The following is an 11,595-nucleotide window of genomic DNA, read 5'->3' as shown; positions in this document are numbered from 1 at the left end:
GCTTGTGCACCACCTCACATCTCGGCATAAAAGGCAGGACTCGCTCTGGACCGGGACTTTCCGCCATTGCTCAGGAAACTGACCAGTGGCGTTTCGGTAGAAAGGGGCCGTGATTCGGCCATGAGTGAAGTCGTCGTTACTGAATTGGCTTCGCCAGCATGCCCGCGCCTACAGGTCCGGGAAAACCTCAACGGCCCCAACCACGTCACTTCTGCAGGCGCTGGCTTGCCTGCGAATACCTGTGGAAGGTCTACATCGAAGCCTGGCGAACCTGTTTCTCCAATTCCGCCTTCAACCCCGGCTCAAGCTTGAGCTGTCGCGCCAGTTCATCGAGATAGGACTTCTCCATGAAGCTCTCCTCATCCACCAGCATCACACTGGCGATGTACATCTCGGCGGCCATTTCCGGGGTGCTGGCGGCGCGGGCCACATCGGCCGGGTCCAGGGGTTTGTTGAGTTCGGCGTGCAACCAGTGCGCAAGCGCCTGATCGTTGTCCAGCCTGGTGAACTCACCTTCGATCAACTCGCGTTCGCGCTCGTCGATATGACCGTCGGCCTTGGCCGCCGCCACCAGGGCCTTGAGAATCGCCTGGCTGTGCTGCTCGACTTGCGCCGTCGGTAAACGGTCGAGGGTTTGCGGTTCACGTTTCGGTGCCGTGCCCTGCCCAGCCTGCCAGTTGCCATATGCCTTATAAGCCAGTACGCCCAGCGCCGCGAGACCACCGTACACAGCCACCTTGCCTCCGACTTTGCGGGCTTTCTTGCTACCCAGCAGCAACCCCATGGCGCCTGCGGCCAGCGCACCGCCGCCAGCGCCCGAAAGCAGCCCGCCCAAGCCACCGGAAGCCTTGTTCTGCGCGCCGCCTGCCTTGTTCTGCAACAAGTCCTGGCCAGATTTGAGTAGCTGATCGAGCAATCCACGGGTATTCATTTTCCGCCTCCAAAAAAGGTGTAACCGGATTTTGAGGCCCCAGCCTAGTTCGAAAGTGCCCGACGGCTGCCAGGGAGAGTGCTTCCAGATGTTGCCCTGCTGCTGTCACTGAAGCTTGAAGCATGCAGTAAGTTTCGGTTTTTTAGATATACACTCGGACAAATCGATAAAAACCGCTCACCGGGTACGCTTCCCATGATGACCTTGCGTCAGATCCGCCATTTCATCGCCGTGGCCGAGACCGGCTCGATCTCCGCCGCCGCACAAGCTGCCTTCATTTCCCAGTCCACCCTGACCCTGGCCATCCAGCAGTTGGAGGAGGAAATCGGCGTCAGCCTGTTCAGCCGTCACGCCAAAGGCATGACCCTGACCCACCAGGGCCATCAATTCCTGCGCCAGGCACACCTGATCCTGGCCACCGTGGACAACGCCAAACGCAGCCTGCAACAAAGCACCGACCAGGTCGCCGGGCAGTTGATCATCGGGGTGACCAGCCTGGTGGCCGGTTATTACCTGGCGGACTTGCTCACCCGCTTCCAGCGCGCCTACCCCAACGTCGAAATCCGCGTGATGGAAGACGAACGCCCGTACATCGAACATTTGCTGGTCAGCGGCGAGATTGATGTCGGCGTACTGATTCTTTCCAACCTCGAAGACCGCCACGCCCTGCAAACCGAGGTGCTGACCCATTCACCCCATCGGCTCTGGCTACCGGCCCAGCATCCGCTTCTGGAGCACGACAGCATCAACCTGGCCGATGTCGCCCGCGAACCCTTGATTCAACTGAACGTCGATGAAATGGACCACAACGCCCAACGCATGTGGTCGGCAGCCTCGCTGCAACCGCGCATCACCTTGCGCAGCGCCTCGACCGAAGCCGTGCGAAGCCTGGTAGCCGCGGGCCTGGGCGTATCCATTCAGCCTGACATGACCTACCGCCCATGGTCGCTGGAAGGCGACATCATCGAAGCGCGGCCGATTGCCGACCTCAGCCAGACCCTCGACGTCGGCCTCGCGTGGCGACGGGGTACGGCGCGACCGGCGCTGGTGGACCCGTTCCTGACCGTCGCCCGCGAGCAACCCCACGGCGGACGCAAGCCATCTATTTAATCGAACGCCACCTTCAGTATTTAGTATTTGTCGACCTCGGGTCCGCGCACTAGTCTTGCTTCATCTATAAGACGGCCGGCCCCAGTCACAGGGAGCAGCATGGCCACACAAGAAAAGAGAATCCGAAAAATGGCTGGCGCGCAGACCCCGTTGTTTACCGCCTTGTTGATCGATGGCGAATTGGTCGCGGGCCAGGGCGTTGCCGAGCCGATTCTCAACCCGGCCACAGGCGAAGTCCTGACGCAAATCGCCGAAGCCAGCACCGAACAAGTCGAAGCCGCCATCCTCGCCGCCCACCGCGCCTTCGCCAGTTGGTCGCGGACCACTCCGCAGCAGCGCTCGAACCTGTTGCTGGACATCGCCAACGCCATTGAAAAACACGCCGACCTGCTCGCTCGCCTCGAATCCCTGAACTGCGGCAAACCGTTGCACCTGGCCCGCCAGGATGACTTGAGCGCGACGGTCGACGTGTTCCGTTTCTTCGCCGGTGCCGTGCGCTGCCAGACCGGACAACTCAGCGGCGAATACCTGCCGGGCTACACCAGCATGGTGCGGCGCGATCCCATCGGGGTCGTGGCGTCCATTGCGCCGTGGAACTACCCGATCATGATGGCCGCCTGGAAAATCGCCCCCGCCCTGGCCGCCGGTAACACGCTGGTGTTCAAACCGTCCGAACACACGCCGCTGTCGATCCTGGCCCTGGCGCCAGCGCTGGCCGAGATTCTGCCGCGCGGCGTGATCAACATCATCTGCGGTGGCGGTGAAGGCGTCGGCAGCCATTTAGTCAGCCACCCGAAAGTGCGCATGGTGTCGCTGACCGGCGATATCGTCACCGGGCAAAAAATCCTCCAGGCCGCAGCAAAAACCCTCAAGCGTACCCACCTCGAACTCGGTGGCAAGGCGCCGGTGATCGTCTGCAACGATGCCGACATTCAGGCGGTGGTCGACGGAGTGCGCGCCTACGGCTACTACAACGCTGGCCAAGACTGCACCGCCGCCTGCCGGATTTACGCGCAGAAAGGGATTCACGATCGCCTGGTGGCCGAACTCGGCGCGGCGGTCAGCAGCCTGCGCTTTGCCGGCAAACGCGATGCCGACAACGAACTCGGCCCGCTGATCAGCACTCGCCAACGCGACCGCGTGGCCAGTTTCGTCGAACGCGCCCTCAGTCAACCGCACATCGAACGGGTAACCGGTGCCGCTGTGCATTCCGGCGCCGGCTTCTATTACCAGCCGACCCTGCTGGCCGGCTGCAAACAGGGCGACGAAATCGTTCAGCGCGAAGTGTTCGGGCCGGTGGTCACCGTGACCCGCTTCGATGAGCTGGAGCAAGCGGTGGATTGGGCCAACGATTCGGAATACGGCCTGGCGTCGTCGGTCTGGACCCAGAACCTCGACAAGGCGATGCAGGTCGCCGCGCGATTGCAGTACGGCTGCACCTGGATCAACAGCCATTTCATGCTGGTCAGCGAGATGCCCCATGGTGGCCTGAAGCGTTCCGGCTACGGCAAGGACCTGTCCAGCGATTCGCTCCAGGACTACAGCGTGGTGCGGCACATCATGGCCCGGCATGGCCGGGAGTTTTGAGCCGCACGCTGCACCTCAGGTGCAGGCCTGCGTTTTTCTTGCAGCTTGACGCTTGAAACTTGCAGCTACGCTAACAACAACAATTAGCAGTACGCATTACCGAACCCACTGCCCCGACCATAATTTGAAAAAGAGGGATTTCCCATGTTCGTGCACAAGACCGCACTGCTCAGTGCAATCACCACCGCGCTGCTGGCCAGTGCCAGTGTCCAGGCCGCAGAGCCGCTGAAAGCTGTCGGGGCCGGCGAAGGCCAATTGGATATCGTGGCCTGGCCTGGCTACATCGAACGTGGCGAAAGTGACAAGGCCTACGACTGGGTGACGGGTTTCGAGAAGGAAACCGGCTGCAAGGTCAACGTGAAGACCGCCGCGACGTCCGACGAGATGGTCAGCCTGATGGCCAAGGGTGGTTACGACCTGGTCACCGCGTCCGGCGACGCCTCGCTGCGCCTGATCGTCGGCAAGCGTGTTCAGCCGATCAACACCTCGTTGATCCCGAACTGGAAGAACATCGACCCGCGCCTGAAAGATGCGCCGTGGTACGTGGTCAACAAGCAGACCTACGGCACCCCGTATCAATGGGGTCCGAACGTGCTGATGTACAACACCAACGTCTTCAAGACCGCCCCCGACAGCTGGGGCGTGGTGTTCAATGCAGAAAACCTGCCGGACGGCAAACCGAACAAGGGCCGCGTGCAGGCCTATGACGGCCCGATCTACATCGCCGATGCGGCGCTGTACCTCAAAAGCACCCAACCGGAACTGGGCATCCAGAACCCCTATGAACTGACCGAAGCGCAATACAAGGCGGTGCTCGATCTGTTGCGCGCCCAGCAGCCGCTGATTCACCGCTACTGGCACGACACCACCGTACAAATGAGCGACTTCAAGAACGAAGGCGTGGTCGCGTCCGGTGCCTGGCCGTATCAAGTCAACGGTCTGGTGAACGAGAAACAACCGATCGCGTCGACCATCCCTAAAGAAGGCGCCACCGGTTGGGCCGACACCACCATGATGCATACCGAGGCCAAACACCCGAACTGCGCCTACAAGTGGATGGACTGGTCGCTGCAACCAAAAGTCCAGGGTGACGTGGCGGCATGGTTCGGTTCGTTGCCAGCGGTGCCTGCGGCGTGCAAGGAGAGCGAACTGCTCGGCGCCGAAGGCTGCAAAACCAACGGTTTCGACCAGTTCGACAAGATCGCCTTCTGGAAAACCCCGCAGGCTGAAGGTGGCAAATTCGTGCCGTACAGCCGCTGGACCCAGGACTACATCGCGATCATGGGCGGCCGCTAATTCTTGAAGTGAAGTTGATCCCTGTGGGAGCGGGCTTGCCCGCGATGGCGGAGCGTCAGGCAACACCCTATTGACTGTGCTGGCGCCATCGCTGGCAAGCCAGCTCCCACAGTTGATTACCTCTGTTGCCACTGCCGAGCAAGGCAGCCGGCTGTAGTTGACCGTTACTCGTTTTTTCAGAAGTCCAGGCAGGGCCGCTGCGACGGCCCGCGCCTTTTTGGAGCACCGCACCATGACGCTTGCAGTCCAGTTCACCAACGTTTCCCGTCAGTTCGGCGAAGTGAAAGCCGTTGACCGGGTTTCCATCGACATCCAGGACGGCGAGTTCTTCTCCATGCTGGGGCCTTCCGGCTCGGGCAAAACCACCTGTCTGCGCCTGATCGCCGGTTTCGAACAACCGAGCGCGGGCTCTATCCGTATTCATGGCGAGGAAGCCGCCGGGCTCCCGCCGTACCAGCGTGACGTGAACACCGTGTTCCAGGATTACGCGCTGTTCCCGCACATGAACGTTCGCGACAACGTCGCCTACGGCTTGAAGGTCAAAGGCGTCGGCAAGGGCGAACGCCTCAAACGCGCCGAAGAAGCCCTCGACATGGTCGCCCTCGGCGGCTATGGCGAGCGCAAGCCGGTGCAGCTCTCCGGTGGCCAACGCCAGCGTGTGGCCCTGGCCCGCGCCCTGGTCAACCGTCCTCGCGTGCTGCTGCTCGACGAACCCCTCGGCGCCCTTGACCTGAAGCTGCGCGAGCAAATGCAAAGTGAGCTGAAGAAGCTGCAACGCCAGCTCGGCATCACCTTCATCTTCGTCACCCACGATCAGACCGAAGCGCTGTCCATGTCCGATCGCGTCGCTGTGTTCAACAAGGGTCGCATCGAACAAGTCGACACCCCGCGCAATCTCTACATGAAGCCGGCGACCACCTTCGTCGCCGAATTCGTCGGCACCTCCAACGTGATTCGCGGCGATCTGGCAAAACAGTTGAGCGGCAATCCCCAGCCGTTTTCGATTCGCCCGGAACACGTGCGTTTCGCCGAAGGCCCGCTGGCCGCACACGAGATCGAAGTCAGCGGTTTGCTGCACGACATCCAGTACCAGGGCAGCGCCACCCGCTATGAACTGAAGCTGGAAAACGGCCAGACGCTGAACATCAGCCAGGCCAACAATCAGTGGCTGGACGTCAGCGCCCAGCACCAGACCGGGCAACGCATCCGCGCACGCTGGGCACGCGAAGCCATGGTCCCGCTGTTCGATACCGTTGCAGGCGGGGTGTGACATGAACACCTTGGCCCTCTCTCAAAACCCGTCGGGCGGCTCGCCGTTGCGCAGGTTTTCCAACCTGCTGTATCGCCGCCCCAACCTGTACCTGTCGCTGCTGCTGGTGCCGCCGCTGCTGTGGTTCGGCGCGATCTACCTGGGCTCGTTGCTGACACTGCTGTGGCAGGGTTTCTACACCTTCGATGACTTCACCATGGCGGTCACGCCGGAGCTGACCCTGGCGAACTTCGCCGCGCTGTTCCAGCCATCGAACTTCGACATCATCCTGCGCACCCTGAGCATGGCCATCGTGGTGTCGATCGCCAGCGCCATCGTTGCGTTTCCGATCGCCTACTACATGGCGCGCTACACCACCGGCAAGACCAAGGCGTTTTTCTACATCGCGGTGATGATGCCGATGTGGGCCAGCTACATCGTCAAGGCCTATGCCTGGACGTTGCTGCTGGCCAAGGGCGGCGTGGCGCAGTGGTTCGTGCAGCACCTGGGCCTGGAACCGGTGCTGCAGTTCGTGCTGGGCATTCCCGGCGTAGGCGGCAGCACCTTGTCGACCTCGCACCTGGGGCGCTTCATGGTGTTCGTCTATATCTGGTTGCCGTTCATGATCCTGCCGATCCAGGCGTCGCTGGAACGCCTGCCGCCGTCGCTGCTGCAAGCGTCCGCCGACCTCGGCGCCAAGCCGCGCCAGACCTTCATGCAAGTGATTCTGCCGCTGTCGATTCCGGGCATCGCCGCCGGCTCCATCTTCACCTTCTCGCTGACCCTCGGTGACTTCATCGTGCCGCAACTGGTCGGCCCGCCGGGTTACTTCGTCGGCAGCATGGTGTACGCGCAACAAGGCGCGATCGGCAACATGCCGATGGCGGCGGCCTTCACCCTGGTGCCGATCGTGCTGATCGCCATTTACCTGTCCATCGTCAAACGTCTGGGGGCCTTCGATGCACTCTGAAAAGGCTTCAATAGGGCTGAAAATCGCGGCCTGGGGCGGGTTGGTGTTCTTGCACTTCCCGATCCTGATCATCTTCCTGTACGCCTTCAACACCGAAGACGCAGCGTTCAGCTTTCCGCCCAAGGGTTTCACCCTGAAGTGGATAGGCGTGGCGTTCTCGCGGCCTGACGTGCTGGAAGCGATCAAGCTGTCGCTGCGGATCGCCTCGATTGCCACGCTGATCGCCATGGTCCTCGGCACGCTGGCGTCGGCGGCGCTGTACCGCCGGGACTTTTTCGGCAAGCAAGGCATCTCGCTGATGCTGATCCTGCCGATCGCCCTGCCCGGGATCATCACCGGTATCGCGCTGCTGGCGACCTTCAAGACGCTGGGCATCGAACCGGGGATGTTCACCATCATCGTCGGTCACGCGACCTTCTGTGTGGTGATCGTCTACAACAACGTCATCGCCCGCTTGCGTCGCACCTCGCACAGCTTGATCGAGGCCTCGATGGACCTCGGTGCCGACGGCTGGCAGACCTTCCGCTACATCGTCCTGCCGAACCTGGGCTCGGCGTTGCTAGCCGGCGGCATGCTCGCCTTCGCGCTGTCGTTCGACGAAATCATCGTCACCACCTTCACCGCCGGCCATGAACGCACCCTGCCGCTGTGGCTGCTCAACCAGCTCAGCCGCCCTCGGGACGTACCGGTGACCAACGTCGTCGCGATGCTGGTGATGATAGTGACCATGCTGCCGATCCTCGGTGCCTATTACCTGACCCGTGGCGGTGAAAGCGTTGCGGGCAGTGGCGGTAAATAACCGAATCACCAGAGGAACCCGGCCCCTGTAGGAGCGAGCTTGCTCGCGATGATCTCAAACACACCGCGGGCAACCAGACTGAACGCGTCATCGTTCACGTCCATCGCGAGCAAGCTCGCTCCTACAGGGCCCGGTTCAGACAGAAAAACAAACAGTTTCGAAGAGGAGAAGAACATGCAAACCCAACTCTTGATCAACGGCCAGCTCGTCAATGGCGAAGGCCCTGCCCAACCCGTGTTCAACCCGTCGCTGGGCCGCGTACTGGTGGAAATCAACGAAGCCAGCGAAGCCCAGGTCGATGCCGCCGTGCGCGCCGCCGATGCCGCGTTTGACAGCTGGTCGCAAACCCCGCCGAAAGAGCGCTCGCTGCTGCTGCTCAAACTGGCTGACGCCATCGAAGCCCACGGCGAAGAGCTGGCCAAACTGGAATCGGACAACTGCGGCAAGCCTTATAGCGCTGCGTTGAACGACGAGATTCCGGCGATTGCCGACGTGTTCCGTTTCTTCGCCGGTGCCAGCCGCTGCATGAGCGGTTCGGCCGGGGGCGAATACCTGCCGGGCCACACCTCGATGATCCGCCGCGACCCGGTGGGCGTGATCGCCTCCATCGCGCCGTGGAACTACCCGCTGATGATGGTCGCCTGGAAAATCGCCCCGGCCCTCGCCGCCGGTAACACCGTGGTGCTCAAGCCATCGGAACAAACGCCGCTGACCGCATTGCGCCTGGCGCAACTGGCGTCGGAAATTTTCCCGGCTGGCGTACTCAACCTGGTATTCGGCCGTGGTCCTACGGTCGGTAGCCCACTGGTCACCCACCCGAAAGTGCGCATGGTGTCGCTGACCGGCTCGATCGCCACCGGCTCGAACATCATTTCCAGCACCGCCGACAGCGTCAAACGCATGCACATGGAACTGGGCGGCAAGGCCCCGGTGATCATTTTCGACGACGCCGATATCGACGCCGCGGTGGAAGGCATTCGCACCTTCGGCTTCTACAACGCCGGGCAAGACTGCACTGCGGCCTGCCGCATCTATGCGCAGGAAGGCATCTACGAAAAATTCGTCGAGAAGCTCGGCGCGGCCGTCAGCAGCATCAAGTACGGCTTGCAGGATGATCCGTCGACCGAGCTCGGTCCATTGATCACCCCGCAGCACCGCGACCGCGTGGCCGGGTTCGTCGAGCGCGCCGTGGCGCAGCCGCACATCCGCTTGATCACCGGCGGCAAAGCCGTGGACGGCAACGGTTTCTTCTTCGAACCGACGGTGCTGGTCGATGCGCGGCAGGACGACGAAATCGTCCGTCGCGAAGTGTTCGGGCCGGTGGTGTCGGTGACCAAATTCACCGATGAAGCGCAGGTATTGGGTTGGGCCAACGATTCGGACTACGGCCTGGCATCGTCGGTGTGGACCGCCGACGTCGGTCGCGCCCATCGCTTGTCGGCGCGCCTGCAGTACGGCTGCACCTGGGTCAACACCCACTTCATGCTGGTCAGCGAAATGCCCCACGGCGGTCAGAAACTGTCCGGCTACGGCAAGGACATGTCCATGTATGGCCTTGAGGATTACACCGTCGTGCGCCATGTGATGTTCAAGCACTAAAAGCATCGCCAGCAGGCTGGCTCCCACCGTTTGGAATGCGTTTCCCTGTGGGAGCCAGCCTGCTGGCGATTGTGTCACTCCGGCTTCAGGGTAGAAACCGGCACTAAGCACCACCAGGCTCCACACCAAAGAAGTCAAAACAATAACCACCGATCCGGGCTGAGCCACCACGGCCCCGCCACGGCTTCGGACATCCGAAATCTGCCGATTTTCCGGAGCAAACACTATGAGTGCATCACCCGATCTCTCTGCCGACGTTGTCGATAGCGACGCCGAGCAACTACGTAAACTGGGTTATACGTCCAACTTCAATCGCAGCATGAGCCTGTGGGAAAACTTCGCCCTGGGCTTCACTTATCTGTCCCCGGTCGTCGGGGTTTATACCCTCTTCGGCCTGTGCCTCGCCGCGGGTGGCCCACCGATGTTCTGGGCCTACCTGCTGGTCGGTTGCGGCCAGTTACTGGTGTGCCTGATCTTCGGTGAAGTGGTGTCGCAGTTCCCGATTTCCGGTGGCGTGTACCCCTGGGCCCGTCGTTTGGTGGGCAAGCGCTGGGCGTGGATGGTCGGCTGGATCTACTCCATCGCCCTGTGCGTGACCATCGCTGCCGTTGCCGTGGGTGCGGGTCCCTACCTGGCCGCCATGATGGGCTTTGAACCGAACAACAACACCAACATCGTCATTGCCCTGTTCCTGACGCTGTTCGCCACGCTGGTCAACCTCAGCGGCACCAAAACGCTGGCGCGCATTGCCATGTTCGGCTTCCTCTGCGAACTGATCGGCGCGGTGATCGTCGGTGTCTACCTGTTGGTTTTCGAACGCCATCAGTCGCTCAGCGTGTTGTTCAACACCTTCGACATCAGCATCGATGGCTCGTACCTGCCCGCCTTCCTCACCGCGTCGCTGGCGGGGATGTTCCTGTACTACGGCTTCGAGGCCTGCGGCGACGTCGCCGAAGAAACGCCGAACCCGAGCAAGAAAATCCCGGTGGCCATGCGCATGACCATCTACATCGGTGGCATCGCCGCGATGTTCGCCTGCCTGGCGCTGATCCTCGCCGTGCCAGACATGCAAGCCGTGATCAACGGCACCGACAAGGACCCGGTCACCACCATCCTCAACAACGCCTTCGGCCCCGTGGGTTCGAAAGTGGTGATGGGCGTGGTCATGATTTCCTTCATCTCCTGCGTCATCAGCCTGCAAGCGGCGGCGAGCCGTCTGCTGTATTCCTATGCCCGTGACGAGATGGTGATCGGCAGCCGATTGCTGAAGAAGATTTCTCCTACGACCCAGGTTCCGGTTGCCGCACTGTTCGTGTCCGGTGTCCTGCCGGCCCTGATCATCATCCTCGGCTTCTTCCTGCAGGACGCTGTCGCCACCATCGTCAGCTTCGCCGCCATCGGCATCTACCTGGCGTTCCAGATGATCGTGCTCGCCGCGCTTTATGCACGCCTCAAAGGCTGGAAACCGAGCGGCAAATTCACCCTCGGTGCCTGGGGCTGGCTGGTGAACATCGGCGCACTGGCCTATGGCATCGGCGCCATCGTCAACATGGCCTGGCCACGTACCCCGGATGCGGCGTGGTACATCAACTACGCCATGGTCCTGAGCACCGCCATCGTCATTGGCCTGGGCCTGCTGTACATGTGGATCGCCAAGCCGTATGACCACGGTACGGCGCCTGCCGGGGATGCCTGGAAGGTGAGCCGCTAACGGTATTTGCCTGTTGAACGAACACCCTGCCTGCTGTGATGCGGGCAGGGTCAGGCTGCTGAATCGCTTGCGGTTTGACGGACATGAAAACCGCCCCTGAAGGCGGTTTTGCTTTTTAAGACATGTCACTTTTGCAGAGACAAAAGCAGAAAAAAACTACAGATTCGACCTTCATGAAAAACCCGCGATTCCTACATCACGCGTCGCCAGAGTAGACTTGGCGCCGCGAGCGCCTGACCGATAGGCTTTGTCCCGTCGCTGCACAATCAGCGACCCGGAGTCGAAGCCGGAACCTATCAACATGGCGCATCCGCGCCCCCATACGAGCTGGGGCATTTTTTTG

The 11,595-nt window shown here is 61.5% G+C and carries 9 protein-coding genes; 8 read left to right on the top strand and 1 reads right to left on the bottom strand.

The features are described from left to right. Window positions 1-250: 250 nt before the first annotated feature. Window positions 251-931: a tellurite resistance TerB family protein gene (locus tag AC1Q6D_RS10915; protein ID WP_103403646.1), complete on the bottom strand. Its 681-nt coding sequence runs from the start codon at window positions 929-931 to the stop codon at window positions 251-253. A 195-nt stretch (window positions 932-1,126) separates the two neighbouring features. Between AC1Q6D_RS10915 and AC1Q6D_RS10910 the strand changes: the two genes are divergently transcribed. The 8 genes from AC1Q6D_RS10910 (at window position 1,127) to AC1Q6D_RS10875 (ending at window position 11,252) form a co-directional block, all read left to right on the top strand. Beyond that, the gene (locus AC1Q6D_RS10910; RefSeq protein WP_047526220.1) at window positions 1,127-2,041 is read left to right on the top strand and encodes a LysR family transcriptional regulator; all 915 of its coding nucleotides are present in this window, start codon (window positions 1,127-1,129) and stop codon (window positions 2,039-2,041) included. 99 nt (window positions 2,042-2,140) lie between these two features. Continuing rightward, complete coding sequence (locus AC1Q6D_RS10905) at window positions 2,141-3,628, top strand: gamma-aminobutyraldehyde dehydrogenase (RefSeq protein ID WP_103403647.1); 1,488 nt, start codon at window positions 2,141-2,143, stop codon at window positions 3,626-3,628. A gap of 144 nt (window positions 3,629-3,772) precedes the next feature. Continuing rightward, window positions 3,773-4,924: a putative ABC transporter substrate-binding protein YdcS gene (gene ydcS / locus AC1Q6D_RS10900; RefSeq protein WP_103403648.1), complete on the top strand. Its 1,152-nt coding sequence runs from the start codon at window positions 3,773-3,775 to the stop codon at window positions 4,922-4,924. A 232-nt stretch (window positions 4,925-5,156) separates the two neighbouring features. After that, window positions 5,157-6,194, top strand: coding sequence for an ABC transporter ATP-binding protein (locus tag AC1Q6D_RS10895; RefSeq protein ID WP_103403649.1), 1,038 nt, complete (start codon window positions 5,157-5,159; stop codon window positions 6,192-6,194). Window position 6,195: 1 nt separating this feature from the next. Continuing rightward, on the top strand, window positions 6,196-7,143 hold the full coding sequence (locus tag AC1Q6D_RS10890; protein WP_090467393.1) for an ABC transporter permease: 948 nt from the start codon (window positions 6,196-6,198) through the stop codon (window positions 7,141-7,143). Continuing rightward, entirely contained in the window at window positions 7,133-7,942 is an 810-nt protein-coding gene (locus AC1Q6D_RS10885) for an ABC transporter permease (protein WP_103403650.1), read from the top strand. Before AC1Q6D_RS10890 ends, AC1Q6D_RS10885 begins: the two co-directional genes overlap by 11 nt. 174 nt (window positions 7,943-8,116) lie before the next feature. Continuing rightward, the gene (locus AC1Q6D_RS10880; protein ID WP_103403651.1) at window positions 8,117-9,541 is read left to right on the top strand and encodes a gamma-aminobutyraldehyde dehydrogenase; all 1,425 of its coding nucleotides are present in this window, start codon (window positions 8,117-8,119) and stop codon (window positions 9,539-9,541) included. Between the two features lie 226 nt (window positions 9,542-9,767). Beyond that, window positions 9,768-11,252: an APC family permease gene (locus AC1Q6D_RS10875; protein ID WP_103403652.1), complete on the top strand. Its 1,485-nt coding sequence runs from the start codon at window positions 9,768-9,770 to the stop codon at window positions 11,250-11,252. Window positions 11,253-11,595 lie beyond the last annotated feature (343 nt).

It is taken from the genome of Pseudomonas sp. MT92 (assembly GCF_058792515.1).
This window is presented reverse-complemented; position numbering and strand designations above follow the sequence as displayed.